The 16828-nt window shown below is 63.7% G+C and carries 22 protein-coding genes and 1 pseudogene; 19 read left to right on the forward strand and 4 right to left on the reverse strand.

The genetic code is table 11. The annotated features are described in order from the left end of the window. Positions 1-433 precede the first annotated feature (433 nt). Positions 434-757 carry a DUF736 domain-containing protein gene (locus BUB53_RS19005; protein WP_073037121.1) on the forward strand — a complete coding sequence of 108 codons (324 nt, stop codon included), beginning with the start codon at positions 434-436 and terminating at the stop codon, positions 755-757. Between the two features lie 118 nt (positions 758-875). Here the strand turns inward: BUB53_RS19005 and BUB53_RS19010 are convergent, their stop codons facing one another. Then, positions 876-1286 (reverse strand): helix-turn-helix domain-containing protein, encoded by a 411-nt coding sequence (locus BUB53_RS19010; RefSeq protein ID WP_073037124.1) that lies wholly within the window; start codon positions 1284-1286, stop codon positions 876-878. A 68-nt stretch (positions 1287-1354) separates the two neighbouring features. Here BUB53_RS19010 and BUB53_RS19015 point away from each other — a divergent pair, with 68 nt between their 5' ends. Continuing rightward, positions 1355-2770, forward strand: coding sequence for an MFS transporter (locus BUB53_RS19015; protein ID WP_073037126.1), 1416 nt, complete (start codon positions 1355-1357; stop codon positions 2768-2770). A gap of 246 nt (positions 2771-3016) precedes the next feature. Here BUB53_RS19015 and BUB53_RS19020 read toward each other — a convergent pair whose 3' ends face one another. Further along, positions 3017-3478 carry an Lrp/AsnC family transcriptional regulator gene (locus BUB53_RS19020; protein WP_073037128.1) on the reverse strand — a complete coding sequence of 154 codons (462 nt, stop codon included), beginning with the start codon at positions 3476-3478 and terminating at the stop codon, positions 3017-3019. A gap of 195 nt (positions 3479-3673) precedes the next feature. Between BUB53_RS19020 and BUB53_RS19025 the strand changes: the two genes are divergently transcribed. Genes BUB53_RS19025 through BUB53_RS19035 form a run of 4 tightly spaced genes read left to right on the forward strand, consistent with a single transcriptional unit; the run spans position 3674 to position 5571 of the window. Next, positions 3674-4558 (forward strand): DMT family transporter, encoded by an 885-nt coding sequence (locus tag BUB53_RS19025; protein WP_073037130.1) that lies wholly within the window; start codon positions 3674-3676, stop codon positions 4556-4558. A 35-nt stretch (positions 4559-4593) separates the two neighbouring features. Then, entirely contained in the window at positions 4594-4980 is a 387-nt protein-coding gene (locus BUB53_RS23055) for a hypothetical protein (protein WP_200797825.1), read from the forward strand. 8 nt (positions 4981-4988) lie between these two features. Next, positions 4989-5186 carry a hypothetical protein gene (locus BUB53_RS23060; RefSeq protein ID WP_200797826.1) on the forward strand — a complete coding sequence of 66 codons (198 nt, stop codon included), beginning with the start codon at positions 4989-4991 and terminating at the stop codon, positions 5184-5186. Beyond that, on the forward strand, positions 5170-5571 hold the full coding sequence (locus BUB53_RS19035; protein WP_084729338.1) for a GFA family protein: 402 nt from the start codon (positions 5170-5172) through the stop codon (positions 5569-5571). Before BUB53_RS23060 ends, BUB53_RS19035 begins: the two co-directional genes overlap by 17 nt. Positions 5572-5651: 80 nt before the next feature. On the opposite strand, the gene BUB53_RS19040 is transcribed toward BUB53_RS19035, so the two are convergent. After that, positions 5652-6527, reverse strand: a complete 876-nt coding sequence (locus BUB53_RS19040) for a DMT family transporter (RefSeq protein ID WP_073037134.1) — start codon at positions 6525-6527, stop codon at positions 5652-5654. 296 nt (positions 6528-6823) lie between these two features. Between BUB53_RS19040 and BUB53_RS19045 the strand changes: the two genes are divergently transcribed. The 13 genes from BUB53_RS19045 (at position 6824) to BUB53_RS19100 (ending at position 16604) form a co-directional block, all read left to right on the forward strand. Further along, positions 6824-7072, forward strand: a complete 249-nt coding sequence (locus BUB53_RS19045; protein WP_021120486.1) for a helix-turn-helix domain-containing protein — start codon at positions 6824-6826, stop codon at positions 7070-7072. Positions 7073-7171: 99 nt separating this feature from the next. After that, positions 7172-7441 (forward strand): DNA -binding domain-containing protein, encoded by a 270-nt coding sequence (locus BUB53_RS19050; protein ID WP_073037136.1) that lies wholly within the window; start codon positions 7172-7174, stop codon positions 7439-7441. Positions 7442-7548: 107 nt separating this feature from the next. Then, positions 7549-7857: a transcriptional regulator domain-containing protein gene (locus BUB53_RS23520; RefSeq protein ID WP_373285799.1), complete on the forward strand. Its 309-nt coding sequence runs from the start codon at positions 7549-7551 to the stop codon at positions 7855-7857. A gap of 70 nt (positions 7858-7927) precedes the next feature. Continuing rightward, complete coding sequence (locus BUB53_RS19055) at positions 7928-8323, forward strand: DUF2285 domain-containing protein (RefSeq protein WP_084729342.1); 396 nt, start codon at positions 7928-7930, stop codon at positions 8321-8323. A gap of 137 nt (positions 8324-8460) precedes the next feature. Beyond that, complete coding sequence (locus BUB53_RS19060) at positions 8461-8742, forward strand: helix-turn-helix transcriptional regulator (protein ID WP_011747831.1); 282 nt, start codon at positions 8461-8463, stop codon at positions 8740-8742. 18 nt (positions 8743-8760) lie between these two features. After that, positions 8761-9933 (forward strand): replication initiator protein A, encoded by a 1173-nt coding sequence (locus BUB53_RS19065; RefSeq protein WP_073037140.1) that lies wholly within the window; start codon positions 8761-8763, stop codon positions 9931-9933. After that, complete coding sequence (locus BUB53_RS19070) at positions 9933-10454, forward strand: DUF2840 domain-containing protein (RefSeq protein ID WP_073037143.1); 522 nt, start codon at positions 9933-9935, stop codon at positions 10452-10454. The genes BUB53_RS19065 and BUB53_RS19070 overlap by 1 nt, the downstream gene beginning before the upstream one ends. Continuing rightward, positions 10451-10993 (forward strand): S26 family signal peptidase, encoded by a 543-nt coding sequence (locus tag BUB53_RS19075; protein ID WP_073037145.1) that lies wholly within the window; start codon positions 10451-10453, stop codon positions 10991-10993. Before BUB53_RS19070 ends, BUB53_RS19075 begins: the two co-directional genes overlap by 4 nt. A 66-nt stretch (positions 10994-11059) precedes the next feature. Beyond that, the gene (locus BUB53_RS19080) at positions 11060-11395 is read left to right on the forward strand and encodes a DUF736 domain-containing protein (RefSeq protein WP_073037147.1); all 336 of its coding nucleotides are present in this window, start codon (positions 11060-11062) and stop codon (positions 11393-11395) included. Positions 11396-11397: 2 nt separating this feature from the next. Continuing rightward, positions 11398-12162 (forward strand): lytic transglycosylase domain-containing protein, encoded by a 765-nt coding sequence (locus tag BUB53_RS19085; protein WP_073037149.1) that lies wholly within the window; start codon positions 11398-11400, stop codon positions 12160-12162. A 243-nt stretch (positions 12163-12405) separates the two neighbouring features. Continuing rightward, positions 12406-14160: a relaxase/mobilization nuclease domain-containing protein gene (locus tag BUB53_RS19090; protein WP_073037151.1), complete on the forward strand. Its 1755-nt coding sequence runs from the start codon at positions 12406-12408 to the stop codon at positions 14158-14160. 27 nt (positions 14161-14187) lie between these two features. After that, positions 14188-16173 carry a conjugal transfer protein TraG gene (locus tag BUB53_RS19095; protein ID WP_073037152.1) on the forward strand — a complete coding sequence of 662 codons (1986 nt, stop codon included), beginning with the start codon at positions 14188-14190 and terminating at the stop codon, positions 16171-16173. A 2-nt stretch (positions 16174-16175) separates the two neighbouring features. Further along, on the forward strand, positions 16176-16604 hold the full coding sequence (locus BUB53_RS19100) for a CopG family transcriptional regulator (protein ID WP_073037154.1): 429 nt from the start codon (positions 16176-16178) through the stop codon (positions 16602-16604). A gap of 7 nt (positions 16605-16611) precedes the next feature. On the opposite strand, the pseudogene BUB53_RS23260 reads toward BUB53_RS19100, so the two are convergent. Continuing rightward, positions 16612-16828, reverse strand: a pseudogene (locus BUB53_RS23260) (hypothetical protein); the annotation flags it as partial.

A 16828-nucleotide genomic window follows, 5' to 3' on the forward strand; every position in this document is an offset into this window, starting at 1 on the left:
CACGGGGCGGATCGATCACGCGACTGGCCGGAGCCGGTGGCCGGGGCAGGCGCGGTGAGGGCAGACGGGGAGGGAACTCGCATCGGCATGTCGCCGGCGGGTGAAGAAACCGGTGAACAGCCGGTCGCGTTGATGGACGCCTAGGGTCGCACTCGTCTCCGTTCCTTGGCCGTCCCCGTGTCCGCGCCATACGGCCCTTTTCAATGGCCTGATCTGGCCGAAGACCGGCTGCGCCTCGACCGTATTGGCGCAACAGCGCCGTCATGACTTTCTTCCCCTGCCGGCAAAGCCGTCATTCCGCGCGGAACAAGAAAGTTCTGCCTTTGCTGTCCGGCCCCGGCACGCCGGGGGTGCGCCGCCGGTCGTCTCCGGCCTGTCGATCGCCATCGGGCCGCAATGGTGCGGACCCGGAAACGGAAAACGGAGACTTAAAATGGCTACCATCGGCACCTTCAAGAAGACCGGCAACGAATTCACCGGCGAAATCGTCACCCTCAGCGTCCAGATCCAGAGCGTGCGCATCGTTCCCGACACCCGCGCCACCGGCGAGAACGCCCCCAGCCACCGCGTCCTGGTTGGCCGCGCCGAGATCGGCGGCGCCTGGTCCAAGCGCTCGGGCGAGGGCCGCGACTACCTGGGCCTCAAGCTCGATGATCCGAGCTTCACCGCCCCGATCTACGCCAACCTCTTCGACGACGAGGACGGCGAGAGCTACGCGCTGATCTGGTCCCGCCCCAACGGTCGCCGCGGTGAATAACGCCGTCGCGAGGTCCCAGTCGAAAGGTCGGGGCCTCACTCAGCAGTCTGAAGGCCGAAACGGGTCATGACGTTGGCCTTGTGCCGACTGATAGGCCAAGTTGTTCGGCGGGACGCTCTCACACTTTGTGTCTGGTGTTCGTACGGGCGGCAAAGTTCATAAGGCGTTTGAACTTCGGGCACTCCATATGTGTTTCGGCCGGGCAATCCGCCACGTGATGCAGGGCGTCGCGCAACCGCGTGAGGCCGCGGATCTGGGCGTCGAGCGCATCGGCGCGCAGGTGCAGCTCGGCGCGCGGCAATTGGGGGGTGCCGTCCTTGGCGAACATCCCCTTGATGTCCTCCAGCGAGAACCCGGCCATTTTCCCCAGCGAAATCAGCGCAAGTTGCGTGGCAGTCTGCGCATCGAACTGCCGCCGCAACCCATGCCGCCCGACCGATTGGATCAGGCCGATTTCCTCGTAATAGCGCAGCGTCGAGGGCGATACGCCACTCTTTGCCGACAGGACCCCGATATCGACCCGTTTCACGCTTGACCTCAAGTTGACTTGAAGTGGCAGGGTAGCCGCCGTCAACCGTCAATGCAAGAGATCCGACCATGTCCGATACCGCCCCGGAGCGCGCGCCGCTGCCCATCCTGACGGCGCTGGCCGCCGCCTCCCTGACCGCTTCGCTTGGGATCAGCGTTGCCTCGGTGCTGCTGCCGACCCTGACCCGCAGCTTCGATGTCACCGTCTCGCAAGCCCAATGGGTCGTGCTGGCATATCTCATGGCGGTGACGGTCACCATCGTCTCCGCCGGGCGGCTTGGCGATCTGTTCGGCCATCGCCGGGTCATGATCGCCGGCCTGAGCGTCTTCATTGCCGCATCGGTCCTCTGCGCGACCGCGCCGAGCCTCGGGCTGCTGATCCTCGGGCGAGTTCTCCAGGGGGTGGGCGGGGCGATCCTGATCGCGCTCACGATGTCGATCGCGCGCGATCTCGTGCCTTCCGGGCAACTCGGCAAGGCCATGGGACTGCTGGGTACGACCTCGGCCACCGGAACCGCGCTCGGGCCCTCGCTCGGCGGTCTGGTGCTCGCCTGGAGCGACTGGCGGATGGCCTTTTGGCTGCTCGGAGCGGTCGCCGGGCTGACACTGGCTCTCGTTATTCTCGCCATCCGGCGTGACCGCCTGCGGGAGCGGGCGTCGATCCGGTCGCTGGACCTGCCGGGAACCGCCCTGCTGATTGCCGCGCTGGGGGCCTATTCCCTCGCCACGAGCGGCGGCGCCACGGGCGTTCCTGTCTCGCAGGCCGTGCTCGTGGTCGTGGCACTGGCCGCGGCGGCGTGCTTCGTGATGGTCGAGACCCGCGCGAGCGCGCCGCTTGTGCCGATGGCTGTCCTCACGGACAAAAGAACGGGGGCAGGGGTCGCCATGAACATCGTGGTTGGCACGGTCATGATGGCGACCCTGGTCGTCGGCCCGTTCTTCCTGACCTTCTCGCTTGGCCTGGGCGAGGCCGTGGTCGGGCTGGTGCTGGCCGTCGGGCCGGTTGTCGCGGCGCTCTCCGGGGTGCCCTCGGGATGGCTGACCGACCGTTTCGGCGCGCGGCGCGTGATGCTTGCGGGGCTGATGCAGACCATGCTCGGGCTGCTCTGCCTTGCCTTTCTGCCGCGCCAGTTCGGCGTCGGCGGATATATCGCGGCGCTGATCGTGCTGACCCCGGCTTTCCAGCTGTTCCTGGCCGCCAACAACACCGCGGTCATGTCCGGCGCGTCGCCCGAGCAGCGCGGACGCCTTTCCGGCCTGCTCGGCCTGTCACGCAATCTTGGGCTGATGACGGGGGCGTCCGCGATGTCGACCCTGTTCGTCACCGTCATGGGCACGGGCGACGCGGCTGAGGCGCCGGTCTCGGATGTCTCACATGCCTTCTCGATGACCTTCTCCGCCGCCGCTGCCCTGGCCTTGCTCGCCTTGTTCCTGGCGCTCTGGACCCATTCCGGGCGCGCGCGCGCACCTGCGGACCCGGTGTGAAGATAGATCACTACGGGCCTGCATTGCGACCTTGGTGTATGCTGTTGGGGGTGCCCATGTGGTCTGGGCGGGTTCTCATCGCGGACCCGCCCTGTCGTCACCGCCGACCGTCGGAAACCAGTGCGCGGGTCCGCTCCAGCGTCGAGAAAAGGGCGGCTTTACAACTGTGCAGCGGGCGGCCGCACGAGGCAGTTTGCAGATCCCCTTGGGGACGTTTCAGGCTTGTCGCATAAGGAGGAGCTGCATTCACAGCGGGAGTTGCGTCGTGTATTTCAGCTCATCCAGTAGCACGGAGCTCTGGATTTCGTGAACCCCGGGGAGCAAGACGATCTGGTCGCGCAAAAGGGCGTGGAAATGATCCATGTCGCGCACCACAACGCGGACGTTGAAATCGTAATCGCCGAGCATGAGTTGAACGACCTGAACCTCGGGAATGCGCAACACGGCCTGCTGGAACTTCTCAAACGACTTGCGACCGTGCGACGTAAGTTTAATCCGGACCAGGATGATTGCGTTGAAGCCGAGCTTCTTCCTGTCTAGGAGCACCGTCTTGCCAAGAATGATCCCTTGTTCGGTGAGCCGGGAAACGCGCCGCGAACACGGCGATTGAGAGAGCCCGATCCGGTCGGCGATGTCTGTGACCGAGAGCGCTCCATCTGCCTGCATGACGCGCAGGATGCGCCGGTCCATCTCGTCAATATCGTGCATGGTTCATTCCTCCCTCTTGCGTTGGTTAGCTGCATCATGCTGGTTGTCGAGGGTTTTGTAGCAACATAGCAAAGAGAATTCCCAAAATCTTGGATAGACTATCCTTCGCATCGTTCGGTCAACGCAGATAGCTGGCTCAGAGCATGCCATGGGACGGCGTTTTTGCAGGGGCAGGCACTGTCGGGGAGGATGACAATGAGTAATACGACGTCCGGTGCGCAGGGGTCCTACACACAAAGCATCCTGCTGATGTGTGTGGGGGTGGCCTGTCTGAGCGCCAATGACGCGATTGCGAAGACATTGACCTCCGGCTATTCGCCACTGCAGATCCTGTTCCTGCGCAATGTGATCGCCCTGCCGATCACCATAGTCATTGCGTTGGTCATGGGCGGCCCGTCGGCCCTGCGCTCGTACCGGCCCGTTACGCATCTGATGCGCGGTGCGCTCTGGGTCGTCGCAACAATGATGTTCTTCACGAGTTTCATCTATCTCGGGTTGGCCGAAGCCACCGCGTTGATCTTCGTTGCCCCGTTTTTCATTATCTTGATTTCGTCCCTCTTCCTGGGGGAGGAGGTCGGTTGGCGGCGCTGGTTGGCTGTACTGGCGGGGTTCCTTGGGGTGCTCGTGATCATCCACCCCGGAGCGGCGACGTTTCAGCTCATCGCGCTGCTGCCCGTCGCGACGGCACTCGTCTATGCCCTGTTGATGCTGAGCGCCCGTTGGGTCGACCCCCGTGAAAGCGTGTGGACCCTGCTCGTGTATCTGACCGGGGCGGGGGCGTTGCTGAGTGCGCTGATCGTGCCGTTCGTCTGGGTTCCCGTCAGATTGGGCGATCTGTGGCTGTTCGCCGCCATTGCCTTGTTCGGCACCGCCGGGATGACGATGATGACGCAGGCCTTCCGCCTCGCTCCTTCGGTCGTGGTGGCGCCGCTGGATTACACCGCCCTTCTCTGGGCCACGCTTTTCGGCTGGCTCATCTGGCGCGAGAGTCCGGGCGCGATGACATTTCTCGGCGCGGCGATCATCATCGCAAGTGGCGTCTTCAACATCCTGCGTGACCAGAGACAAGCCGGTTCATAGAGTGCCGAGGCAAAGGAAAAAAAGGGAGTGCGGACATGGTCTCATCTTTTGAAACCGCAAATGCGATAGAGATCCGGCCCGCAATCTGGGCTGATTTCGAAGCCCTCATGGGTGAGAAAGGGGGCTGCGGCGGCTGCTGGTGCATGTTGTGGCGGCGCACGGCCGAGGAGATGGAGGCTGGGAAAGGCGAAGGAAACCGGCCGGCGATGAAGGCACTGTTCGATAAGGGCGAGGCCCCCGGGCTTGTCGCCAAGGCGGGCGCGGACGTCATTGGCTGGATCCAGATCGATCGCGGGGCCTTGTTTCCGCGTCTTGCCTCCTCACGGGTACTCAAGCCGGTGGCTGAACTGGATGTCTGGTCCGTTTTGCTTTTTTCATCGCCAAGCGGTTCAGGCGCACTGGCCTCTCGCTCAAACTTCTGAACGCGGCCGTGGACTGGGCGCACAGCCGCGGCGCAACCATTATCGAGGGTTACCCAATCGACACGCCGCGCCAGAAATACCCGTCGGTCTATGCCTGGACGGGGTTCGTGGGAACGTTCCGGCAGGCAGGGTTTGCCGAGGTCGCCCGGCGATCCGACACGCGGCCCATCATGAGAAAGGTGCTTGGCGATGACCGGGAAAATTGAAATGCTGACGGGCAGATGTGAATGCGGCGGGGTGGCCTTCGAGGTTAAACACGTTCGGGAGACCGTCACAGTCTGCCATTGCAGTCAGTGCCGCCGGACCAGTGGACATCTTTGGGCCTCGACGCATGCGGCGTTCGACGACTTGACCTTCACGCAAGATTCAGGGCTTCGGTGGTATGCCTCGTCAGAGACGGCAAAACGCGGGTTCTGCGCCAAATGTGGTTCCAGCCTATTCTACCGCATGAACGGTGAACGTGGGATCGGGATCGCGGCGGGGTGCCTGGATGTCACCAATGGACTGCGCATCGGCAAGCACATCTATGTCGCCAGTAAGGGGAACTATTACCCTGTCCCTGCCGATGCGGGCTCCTTCGAAGTAGGGTGACCCTTGCCAATTGCAACGCGCGGGCGTGTCGTGGCGCTGACCGTCAGGGCGCAGGCCCCCGAAGTCCGCGCGCGATCTAGTCAATCGCGCGCCGTTTCCGATCTGTGCAACATCAGGCCTGACAGTGCGATCAGGGTGCCGCCGATGAGTGTTGCTGGGCCGGGAAGATCGCCGAATACCGCGGCACCGAATGCGATCGCGCCAACGAGTTCCAGATAGACCAGCGGAGACAAGCTACTGGCCTCTGCATAACGAAAGGCCTGAATGGTCAGGAAGTGGGCGAGGGCGGAGATGGCCCCCATGGACAGGATCAACCAAAGCAGGTCAACGGAGGGTACTTCAAATGTGAGGGCCGCTTGCGGGCTGAGCAGAAGCGTTCCGACAAGGCATTGAAAGCACAGCGTCTGAAGGGAGTCGCTGCGGGACGCGGAGAGCTTGGTGACGACGAGGTAAACGCCATGAAAGCATCCGGCCAAGAGAGCGATGCCTGCGCCCAGACTGCCACCGCCGAACGGTTGCAGCACGATCAAGGCGCCAAAGACCGCAAGGACGAGGCTCGTGCCTTTCGCGATGGTCAGCCGTTCATTGAGGAACAGAACCGACAGCAGCATGGCGACGATGGGCCCGGAAAAGTAGGCCGCAATGGCGGCGGCGAGGGTCGTCCATTGTAATGAGACGAAGAAGAGGGTCATCGCGAAGACCAGGCAAAGCGTTCGCAAGAACTGCATGGTAATGCCCTGTCGTGGAAAGACTCTTCGGCCCCGCGCCGCGAGAGCGATCGGCAAGACGACAAGTGTTGCCGCCGCATATCTTGCCCAGGCGACCAGCAGGGGCGACAGCGTTTCTCCCAGCAGCTTCGCGATGCCGTCCACAATCGGGACGATCAATGACGCCGATGCCATGAGCGCGAGGCCGATCGTTGCGCTGTTTACCTTGCGGGGAATTGTGTTGTGCATGTCGAAAGCCCGTTCTCAAAATGCTGGCTCCATCGCCGATTTGAGTTTCGGGATGTTGGGCTTGCGTAAAAGCGCATCAAGGCGCTTGTGATTGGCGACCACTTTAGAGTTGTTCTAAAAGAGTGCAACCCGCCACTTTCGCGTGCCTCCACCGTCGAAGCGCGAACGAATCAGTTTTTCCGTGTTTCGGTCTTCCCTTTGATATCTCGCCTCAATTAACTTGGTTCAGCCTAGGAATGCGACTATAATAGTCGTAGTTCTGGCGTGCGCGCCGGGCCGGATGGGAGGTGATCTGCATGATCACCGCCCGACAATCACGGGCGGCGCGGGCGCTTCTTGGCTGGACACAGGAGCAGCTTGCGGATGAGGCCCGGGTATCTTTGACCGCACTCAAACGCCTCGAGTCCGAAAGCGGGCTGGAGGTCTATGAGACCACGCGCGATCAGGTTCGACGGGCTTTCGAAGCGAATGGCATTCTGCTCCTGAACTCCGACCAGGGGATTGGAGTGATGCATGTGCAGGCGAAGGCCGTCGCTAAGAGCTGACTATTCCGGCAGGTTTCGTGGTGAACGGAATTGCGCTATTGCCGTGCTCACGAAAACGTCAACCTTCTGTGCTAGGAATGTACAGAAGCCGCAGTGGGGATGCGTGTGACGATCAGCAGCTTGCAGGATGTGCCGCCGCAGGGGGCCGTGGTGACGGACTATGACCGTCGCCACATGGCGCAGTATATGCGTTTGCTCGATGCTGCGGGCGAGGGCGCGAGCTGGCAGGAGGCGGCGCAGATCATCCTTGGCCTCGATGCGCAGAAAGAGCCGGAGCGGGCGCGCCTGGTCCACGACGCCCATCTTGAACGCGCACACTGGCTGAGTTCCGAAGGCTACCGGCAATTGGCGGCGGGGCGAACCAACTGAGAAGGTGATGCGTCCCACGCATCACCTGATGCCTTGCGGCGGACTTCCCAAGTGATTGATCTCTCGGAATCCTTTTCCTGAGATCAACCCAGGGGAGAGGCGATGCCATGCAACCCGACCGCTCGAATTGGCGTAACCAGGCGGCCTATGACTATCTCGATGATCTGGCCGCGCCGGAACTCGGCTGGGAATGCCTGCGTCGCAATCCCGAATATCAACATGACTATGCAGAGCTTGCAGGGGGACCACCTGACAGGGCTGACCTGAGGGATCAGGTCGGCCGTCGATGGGGTCTGTGCTTTCCCGGTTCGCCCCGGTCTGACCGCGACTGTCGCAGAGATATTCTGGCGCCCCGAAATCGATACCAGCGCCGTGATCCTCGCGGTTGCCCCCGGGGCACTCGCCGGAGAGACTGATACTCCCGGCGGTGAGATAGTCGCCCCGAAGGGCAGGGCATCCCCCATTGGCAAGCACCTGCGGCACAGGTTGCCGGACGGAACATACCTGCATCTCGTTGCTCCTCTGAAGCACTGTGGACGGCTTGTTGCCACTGTTCCTCTCGGCCCCGAGGGCCTTGATCGCATCGAAGCGATCCAGCGGCTTCTGGCGGACCAGCATCGACGTCGTTCAATCCCGCGCGACACCCGCCTGACCGCGCAGCAGAAAGCGCGCCTGCGGCGTGTCCTCCAGGCCTCCGACGCCGCCTTCGACGGCGCGACCCAGAAGCAGATCGCCGATGTGCTGTTCCGTACCGGTCGCCTGGACCGCGATGAATGGCAGGTCTCCTCAGCCCGTTTTGCCGTCTCCAGTCTCCTTCGTGAGGGGCGTGACCTGATCGCCGGCGGCTATCGCAAGCTCCTGCGTCACCAGCGCCGCCTCTAGGTCGGCGATCCCGCGCCGCGGTGTGCGAATTTACCCCTGCCAAATCCCCACTGCATCTGACGAGACGCGCTTCGCCATCATGACCGTCATCCGCCGCTGTTTCGCGGCACTGGTCACACACAGCAGGGAGACGCCCGATGTCCGCCATCTCAACCGAACTTCCCCCGCGCTATCTGCGCACCAAGGAAGCCGCGCATTTCCTCAGCCTGTCGGCTCGGACGCTGGAGAAGCACCGGACCTATGGCACCGGTCCCGCCTACCACAAGCTGGGCGGACGCGTGGTCTATGCGATCGAGGACCTGCAGGCCTGGGTCGGACGCGGCGCCGTCACCTCGACATCCGACCCGCGCGGGCAAGTGCTGCCGGCGAAACGCCGCACGCTCGCCAACCTCCCGCAGCCCGGCCGATTCGTGCGCTGACGCGGGGGCGACACCTTCATGACCGATGGACGCAGACCCCGTTCCGAGCGCGGGCAGCTCGATCTGTTCCGCGCGCTGCCCGGGGATTTCGCCCCCAGAGATGCGCAGGACCTCATGGCCTACCCCTTCTTTTCTCTCGCCAAGTCGAAACGGGTCGCACCGATCGACTTTGCCGCTGGCAGCGTCAGCATCCGGGTCGAAGCGGTTCCCGATCACGGTATGGCCACGATCTGGGATGCCGACATCCTGATCTGGGTGGCGAGTCAGATCGTCGAGGCGCGTGACGCTGGACTGCGCACGTCCCGGCTGATGGCCGCCACCCCATATGAGATCCTCACCTATGTCGGTCGCGGAACCAGTGCGCGGGATTACCAGCGCCTGAAGGCGGCGCTGGATCGTCTGCAGTCGACAACGATCTCCACTTCGATCCGGCAGCCGGCTGAAGGACGCCGGCACCGCTTCTCCTGGATCAACGAATGGCAGGAGCGCAGCGACAGGGACGGGCGGCCGGATGGTATCGAGCTGATCGTGCCCGACTGGTTTTACCAGGCGGTACTCGACAATGCGCTGATCCTCACCATCGACCGGGCGTATTTCGACCTGACCGGCGGACTCGACCGTTGGCTCTATCGCCTGGTTCGCAAGCACGGTGGCCGGCAGCGGGATGGCTGGCGTTTCGACTTCCACCATCTTCACCAGAAGTCCGGGGCACTGTCGCCCTTCAAGCGGTTTGTCTTCGAGCTTCGCGACATCATCCGGCGGCAGCCGCTGCCAGGCTACACGCTCTTTCTCGAAACTGAAGTTGGTGGCCGCAAGCTGCTGGCCTTCGAGCCTGCGCCGTGCTGTGGAAAACCTGTGAATGGGCTCGTGCTATCGGGAACCCCGACTATCGTGCCATCAGGAACCGGGGTCTCGTGCTATCAGGAACCCAAACAGGGTGTAACGCACAGAAGTAAAAGTGGAAATCGCGCCCTTAACTTAGAATCTAACGAAGACTCTAACTTTGAAGAGCGCGCAGATGATGTGGAGAACATCATCCGCAGCGCAGCCGGGGGCCTTCGAAAGGCTGAGAAACCGGACGCATTGAGCATGCCTGGCGCTGCCGGATCGTTCCGGGACAGCCCCGCCTCCGACACGGTCAGTCGCCACGTCTTGGCACGCCTTCCACTCGATCTACCGGGAGATCGGTGATGAGTGTCATTCTGAGACCCGGCAAATCATCCGCGATTGAGGCTTCGTCGCTCAGCTTCGATGGTATGACCCGCGTCGAATTGATCTGGCTGGAGAAGCAGACCGAGTTCTGGATCCGGTTCGGCAATGGGGCAGGGGAGCAGGTCCTGAACCGCAGCCGACGTGTGGTCTTCTTCATGCCGGGTTCTGTCTTCGCCTTCGTTCGCTGGGCGGCGAGTGACTATGGAACCGTCCTCTCGTGCCTCGACATTGTGCGCGCGATCGCGGCTGGCAACTCCTATCAGACGCTGCCCTTCGTACGTCCCGGTGGCGAGATTTTGTTGAAGATCGAAGGCTGGCCCAAAGTCGAGAAGGTCCTCCGCTATGTCGATGCAATCGAGAGTCTCGGCATCGATGCCGCCGACGTCGATCCCGATCACTGGCGCCATGTCGCCCACTGGATGAAGGCGGGCGAAGCGCCGCGACCCTATACGGCGGAACGCCATGCCGCATGGCTCCGCCGTCGGGAGATCGGAAAATGACCCGTGCCCGCTACATCATGGCGACGGTCGCGGCGCTCGCCACCGTCATCGCCGGCAGCATTCCGGCTGCGCCACGGCTGGTCTGGAACGCCTCGGCCAGCGTGCCGATTGGTCTCTACGCCATCGCGCCGGTGGACCGGCTCGCGGTGCCAGATCTGGTCGTGGTCATGCCGCGCGAACCCTTTGCGGGTTTCATGGTCGCGCGCGGCTATGTCGGTCGCGATGTGCCGATCCTGAAGCACGTCATCGGGCTGCCGGGACAACGGGTCTGCCGGGACGGCCCCGCGATCTCCGTCGATGGCAGACACCTGGGGGAGGCGCGAGAGCGCGACAGCCAGGGCCGCGCTCTTCCTGTCTGGCAGGGCTGCCGCACCATCGTAGAGGGCGAGGTCTTCCTGATGAACCCGGCGGTCTCTGACAGCTTCGATGGCCGCTACTTCGGTCCGTTCCCCACCTCGGCAGTGATCGGCCGGGCCAGTCCACTGTTCACCGACGAGGGTGGCGATGGCCGCCTCGTCTGGCGCGCGCCGGAGCGGTGACGCGCGTTTATGGCGGGACGTGCCAGCGGCCTGCCTCCCATTCACCTCATGAGGAAGGAACCTTCAATGCCACAGATCGGCCAATTCACACGCACCCCGTCCGGCTATTCCGGACAGCTTCGCACGCTCTCGCTCGACCTGGAACTGACCTTTGTTCCCACCGACAATGTCGATTCCGAGAAAGCTCCCGCCTATCGCATCCACCTCGGTGACGAGGAGGGCCCGGAGGTTGGCGCGGGCTGGAAACACACTGGCGAAACCGCAGGGGCGTTCGTTTCGGTCCTGCTCGATGATCCGGTTTTCCGGCATCCGATCCGCGCCCGCCTGTTCCAGTCGGATGAGGAGGGCAGGGACTGGGGGCTGCACTGGACCCGCCCGAAGAAGCGCGATGAGCAGGACTGACCATGATCATGTCCTGCACCCGTCCCGCCTCGGGGAGAGGTGGCATCTGCCGCCGCATGCTCCTCCTTTTTCTTTCCGGCCTCTTCCTCCCGGTCACCGCCACGCAGCTGCTCTTGGCGCAAACCGGTGTGCCCGAACACGCAATCGACGCACATCCCTACGCCGCCCAGGTCACCGAGGCATCGCAGCGCTTCGGCATACCGACGACATGGATCATGGCCGTGATGCGGGCAGAGAGCGCGGGCGATCTGCGTGCGGTTTCTTCTGCTGGCGCGATGGGGCTGATGCAGGTCATGCCCGACACCTGGGCCGGGCTGCGCATCCGTCATGGCCTCGGCCGAGACCCTTTTGAGCCGCGTGACAACATCCTCGCGGGCACGGCCTATCTGCGCGAGATGTGGGACCGCTATGGCAATGTCGCAGCGATGCTGGCCGCCTATAACGCCGGTCCCGCCCGCTACGATGAATACCGCCTGGCGGATCGTCCGTTGCCGGCCGAGACGCGCGCCTACGTCGCTGCGCTTGCACCCGTTCTGCTTGGCGAGCGGCCATCGGGCACCGCTATCACTGCAGTCCGGCCGCTCGATTGGCGTGAGGCGGCGATCTTCATCAGCCGCGACGACGGGACGTCTGCGACTGATCCTGTGTCGCCTCATCGGACGCTCGGCGGCGCTGTTTCACCCGTCCCGGCGGTGCCACAGGCGGGCATCACCCCGCAGCCTGAGGGCCTCTTTGTCCAGCGGGAGACTGGTGAGGTCCAGCCATGACCCGGGAGATCGCACTTCGCGCTCCATCGTACTCTGGCGTGCTTTTGAGGGGGCAGGCGGTGGAGGCGGGCACCACGACCGAAGGATGGCAGGATAAAAGGGCGCACGGTGCGCGGCGGTTGGGCGGTTGTTTTTGTTCATGTTTTTGCTGCGTTCCGCACCGTATGGCGCGTGCGCGCAGCGTGCGAGATGTGCCTAAGTTTCTGAAAATGTTTCCTGTTTCGCACAGTGCGGGGATTTCCCATGCCCGATGATCGCGAGTTCCGCATCCGCCCGGGGGGTATCCGTTCGACACGGGCGCAGCAGGCACGGCCCTTCATCGCACAGGCCCTTGCTGCGGCAAAAAAGGCCGGGGGTGGGGTCTCGCGAGCGGGGCGCGTCACCCCTGGCAATCGGTCCCGCTTCGGGCGCGGCCAACGCGCCAGTATTCAGGCCAACCGCCTCATTACCGCCCGCACACGCGGCGCGGTGGTCAAGGCGCGTGTGGTGCGGCACAGCGGGACGTCCGCGCCTCTCGGGGCCCACCTCGATTACCTGCGCCGGGACGGCGTGACCCGGGACGGGGAGAAGGCCAGGCTCTTCGGTCCGGAAACGGAGGATGCCGATGGCCGGGCCTTTGCCGAGCGATGTCGCGATGACCGTCATCATTTCCGCTTCATCGTCTCACCCGACGACGCGCCGGACATTTCTGACCTGCAATCCTTTACCCGCGATCTCGTCGCACGGATGGAACAGGATCTCGGCACGTCTCTTGACTGGGTCGGCGTCGATCACTGGAACACCGCCCACCCGCATGTCCACCTGATCGTTCGGGGTGTCCGCGACGACGGCCAGGATCTCGTGATCTCGCGGGACTACATCAAGGAGGGGATGCGCGACAGGGCACGGGATCTCATCACTCAGGAACTGGGCCCGCGCAGCGATCTCGACATTCGCCGGACGCTTGAGCGACAGATCGGGGCCGAGCGCTGGACGCAACTCGATCGTCAGTTGCTGCGGGACGCGGGGCGTTCGCGCATCCTCGACATGGCGCCGGATGCGGATCGGCAGCCGGATGCGTTTCACACACTGAAGGTCGGGCGTCTGCGCCGGCTGGAAATGCTCGGCGTCGCCGACCAGATCGGACAGTCGCAATGGCACATCAGGGACGATGCCGAAGCGGTCCTGCGCGAGATGGGGGAGCGTGGCGACATCATCAAGCGGATGCATCGGGCACTTACGGACCGGGGGATCGAGCGCGGGTCCTCGAGTTACGTCCTTGCCGCTGAGAGCCTCGATGTTCCCGTCATCGGTCGTCTGGTCGAGCGGGGCCTCGATGACGAGCTGAAGGGAACAGCCTATGCCGTCGTCGATGGTGTCGATGGCCGGAGCCACCATATCCGTCTGCCCCATCTCGACGCCGCCGGCGACAGCGCCGCCGGCTCGATCGTGGAACTCCGCTCCTACGACGATGCGCGCGGCCAGCGTCGCGTCGCGCTGGCGGTCCGGTCCGACCTCGAACTTGCTACTCAGGTCACCGCGTCCGGGGCCACCTGGCTCGACCGGCAGGCCATCGCGCGCGACCCGCTCGCCTTGTCGGACCAGGGCTTCGGTGCCGAGGTCCGGCAGGCCCTGGAAGCCCGGGCCGAGCACCTGGTCTCGGAAGGGCTAGGAGAGCGGCGGGACGGCAGGGTGGTCTTTGCCCGGCGCCTGCTCGGAACCTTGCGCGACCGGGAGTTGCAGGCGGTTGGCACGCAGCTCTCGGAGGAAACCGGGTTGCCGTTCAACAAGGCGGATCCGGGTGACTACGTGAGCGGTATCTATCGCCAGCGTCTCGCGCTGGCTTCGGGCCGTTTTGCCATGATCGAGGGCTATGGCGCCGACGGCGCGCTCGGGTTCCAGCTCGTGCCTTGGTCTCCGTCTCTCGAAAAGCATCTCGGCCGGGATGTCACCGGCGTCGCGCGCGGGGACGGCGGAGTGGACTGGGACTTTGGCCGTAAGCGCGGCCTCGGCCTCTGATCAACACACCGGAAAGGAGCGACAGTCATGTCCGCGACCAAGATTCTCTGGGGGCAGATCTCTATCGTCTTCCTCATCATTCTGGCCACCACCTGGGGCGCGACGCAATACGTGGCCGCGAGCCTCGGCTATCAGGCACAGCTGGGCCCGCCCTGGTTCGTGCTGTTCGGGACGCCCGTCTACTATCCACCGGCCATCTTCTGGTGGTGGTATTTCTATGAGGCCTACGCGCCGCCGATCTTCGCGACTGGCGGGATTATCGCTGCCTCGGGGGGCTTCATCGCCATCGGTGTGGCCATCGCCATGTCGGTCTGGCGTGCCCGTGAGGCCCGCAACGTTGCGACCTATGGATCAGCCCGATGGGCCGAGAAGGGCGAGGTGAAGGCGGCTGGACTACTTGACCCGGATGGCGTGGTCCTCGGTCGCTATGAGCGGGACTACCTGCGCCACGATGGGCCAGAGCATGTGCTCTGCTTCGCCCCGACGCGATCCGGCAAGGGGGTAGGGCTCGTCGTACCGTCTCTTCTCACCTGGCCCGGGTCGGCCATCGTTCATGACATCAAGGGCGAGAACTGGCAGTTGACCGCCGGGTTCCGCGCCCGGCACGGTCGGGTCCTCCTCTTCGATCCGACCAATCCGAACTCCTCGGCCTACAACCCCCTGCTGGAAGTGCGCCGCGGTGAGTGGGAGGTTCGCGATGTCCAGAACATCGCCGACATCCTCGTCGACCCCGAGGGGAGCCTGGAGCGGCGGAACCACTGGGAGAAGACCAGCCACAGCCTGCTCGTCGGGGCGATCCTGCACGTCCTCTATGCCGAGAAGGACAAGACGCTGGCCGGTGTCGCTAACTTCCTGTCCGACCCGCGGCGCCCCGTGGAGTCCACACTCCGCGCGATGATGCGGACGTCACATCTGGGCGGGGCGGGGCCGCATCCCGTGGTCGCCAGTGCTGCCCGCGAGTTGCTCAACAAGTCCGAGAATGAACGCTCGGGTGTGCTGTCGACGGCGATGTCTTTCCTTGGGCTCTATCGCGACCCTGTCGTCGCCCAGGTCACGCGCCGCTGCGACTGGCGGATCGGTGACATTGTCGGGGGAGTGCGTCCCGTTACGCTGTATCTCGTGGTGCCGCCATCTGACATCAATCGCACCAAGCCACTCATCCGCCTGATCCTCAACCAAATCGGCCGACGCCTGACCGAAGACCTGCAGGGCAAGGATCATCGTCATCGGCTGCTTCTGATGCTTGACGAGTTCCCGGCGCTCGGCCGGTTGGATTTCTTCGAGAGTGCGCTGGCCTTCATGGCGGGCTACGGGCTGAAGAGCTTCCTCATCGCCCAGTCGCTGAACCAGATCGAGAAGGCCTACGGTCCGAACAACTCGATCCTCGACAATTGCCATGTCCGGGTGAGCTTCGCGACCAATGATGAGCGCACGGCGAAGCGGGTATCCGACGCTCTCGGCACCGCTACCGAGATGAAGGCGATGAAGAACTATGCCGGCCACCGTCTGGCGCCCTGGCTCAGCCATCTCATGGTGTCCCGATCGGAGACCGCACGGGCGTTGCTCACGCCCGGAGAAATCATGCAACTGCCGCCGTCCGATGAGATCGTCATGGTGGCCGGCACACCACCGATCCGGGCGACGAAAGCGCGGTATTATGAAGATACGCGGTTTACCGAGCGGGTCTTGCCGCCGCCCGACCTGGGGGATGTAGGCGCGACCGGGAAGGATGACTGGAGCAGTCTGGCCGTCCCAACGCAGAACGACGAGTTGGAGCCAGTATCCGAGACGGGCCCGGAGAGTGAGGACCCGACAGTGTCGGGGCGCCGTCTTCAGCCGGAGCTGACGCAGCCTAAACCGGTCGACAGGCAGACCCCCATCGAGAACGAGTTTGAATTCGATCCACCCGAGGATGAGGAGGATGGCGCCATCCGCAATCGCCGCATCCTGCAGCAGATGCGCGGTGTCGCGCGGCAGGTCTCCCTCAACCCCGATGACGGCATGGAGCTTTGATCATGACCACCAGCCGCAAGAAGACGAAGATTTCGGTCTACCTCGATCCCGAGGTAATGCAGATGCTTGCAGACTTCGCCGCCCGGCGTGATCGATCCCAGTCGATGGTGGCCGAGGCCGCGATCGCATCCTTCCTCTCTCCGGATGACGCAGAACGGCGCGAAGCGGTTCTTGCGAGGCGCCTGGATCATATCGACCGGCGGATCACCCGACTGGAACGCGATGTCGGGATCTCCGTTGAAAGCCTCGCGGTGTTCATCCGTTTCTGGCTTGCGACAACACCGGCTCTGCCGGAACCCGCAGCCAAGGCAGCGCGGGCAAAGGCTGGGGAGCGTTACGAGGCATTCATCTCGGCTCTCGGTCGACGCCTGGCCCAGGGGGCGAAGCTGCGGCAGGAGGTTTCGGAGGATGTGGAGGACGAAGAAACGTGAATCTTGTCTATATTTCGGCGACAGGGAAACGATTAAACCGAAACACGTGGCCGCCACCTTTTCCGTTCGGGTCACTGGCGAGTACGAATGACAGTCCAGTTTCGCCCTTTCCATAGAGGAGGCGATACAGGTCGTGTCTCGGAGTTGGTGGAAATTTGAAGGCGGCGTAATCTCCGGGTGAACATCCACCCACCCAACCGGCGGCGGCAACCGCCAGGGAGATC

Source organism: Roseovarius pacificus, assembly GCF_900142665.1.
In the GTDB taxonomy this organism is placed as follows: Bacteria; Pseudomonadota; Alphaproteobacteria; order Rhodobacterales; family Rhodobacteraceae; genus Roseovarius; species Roseovarius pacificus.

What these genes read in the sequence shown, in the direction of transcription:
- BUB53_RS19020 (WP_073037128.1), bottom strand. Translation starts at nt 3,478, where the DNA reads ATGCACGATATTGACGAGATGGACCGGCGCATCCTGCGCGTCATGCAG.
- BUB53_RS19070 (WP_073037143.1), top strand. Translation starts at nt 9,933, where the DNA reads ATGAGTGTCATTCTGAGACCCGGCAAATCATCCGCGATTGAGGCTTCG.
- BUB53_RS19040 (WP_073037134.1), bottom strand. Translation starts at nt 6,527, where the DNA reads ATGCACAACACAATTCCCCGCAAGGTAAACAGCGCAACGATCGGCCTC.
- BUB53_RS19045 (WP_021120486.1), top strand. Translation starts at nt 6,824, where the DNA reads ATGATCACCGCCCGACAATCACGGGCGGCGCGGGCGCTTCTTGGCTGG.
- BUB53_RS19065 (WP_073037140.1), top strand. Translation starts at nt 8,761, where the DNA reads ATGACCGATGGACGCAGACCCCGTTCCGAGCGCGGGCAGCTCGATCTG.
- BUB53_RS19090 (WP_073037151.1), top strand. Translation starts at nt 12,406, where the DNA reads ATGCCCGATGATCGCGAGTTCCGCATCCGCCCGGGGGGTATCCGTTCG.
- BUB53_RS19075 (WP_073037145.1), top strand. Translation starts at nt 10,451, where the DNA reads ATGACCCGTGCCCGCTACATCATGGCGACGGTCGCGGCGCTCGCCACC.
- BUB53_RS19100 (WP_073037154.1), top strand. Translation starts at nt 16,176, where the DNA reads ATGACCACCAGCCGCAAGAAGACGAAGATTTCGGTCTACCTCGATCCC.
- BUB53_RS19060 (WP_011747831.1), top strand. Translation starts at nt 8,461, where the DNA reads ATGTCCGCCATCTCAACCGAACTTCCCCCGCGCTATCTGCGCACCAAG.
- BUB53_RS23055 (WP_200797825.1), top strand. Translation starts at nt 4,594, where the DNA reads ATGGTCTCATCTTTTGAAACCGCAAATGCGATAGAGATCCGGCCCGCA.
- BUB53_RS19015 (WP_073037126.1), top strand. Translation starts at nt 1,355, where the DNA reads ATGTCCGATACCGCCCCGGAGCGCGCGCCGCTGCCCATCCTGACGGCG.
- BUB53_RS19080 (WP_073037147.1), top strand. Translation starts at nt 11,060, where the DNA reads ATGCCACAGATCGGCCAATTCACACGCACCCCGTCCGGCTATTCCGGA.
- BUB53_RS19050 (WP_073037136.1), top strand. Translation starts at nt 7,172, where the DNA reads ATGCGTGTGACGATCAGCAGCTTGCAGGATGTGCCGCCGCAGGGGGCC.
- BUB53_RS19085 (WP_073037149.1), top strand. Translation starts at nt 11,398, where the DNA reads ATGATCATGTCCTGCACCCGTCCCGCCTCGGGGAGAGGTGGCATCTGC.
- BUB53_RS19095 (WP_073037152.1), top strand. Translation starts at nt 14,188, where the DNA reads ATGTCCGCGACCAAGATTCTCTGGGGGCAGATCTCTATCGTCTTCCTC.
- BUB53_RS19035 (WP_084729338.1), top strand. Translation starts at nt 5,170, where the DNA reads ATGACCGGGAAAATTGAAATGCTGACGGGCAGATGTGAATGCGGCGGG.
- BUB53_RS19005 (WP_073037121.1), top strand. Translation starts at nt 434, where the DNA reads ATGGCTACCATCGGCACCTTCAAGAAGACCGGCAACGAATTCACCGGC.
- BUB53_RS19025 (WP_073037130.1), top strand. Translation starts at nt 3,674, where the DNA reads ATGAGTAATACGACGTCCGGTGCGCAGGGGTCCTACACACAAAGCATC.
- BUB53_RS23520 (WP_373285799.1), top strand. Translation starts at nt 7,549, where the DNA reads ATGCAACCCGACCGCTCGAATTGGCGTAACCAGGCGGCCTATGACTAT.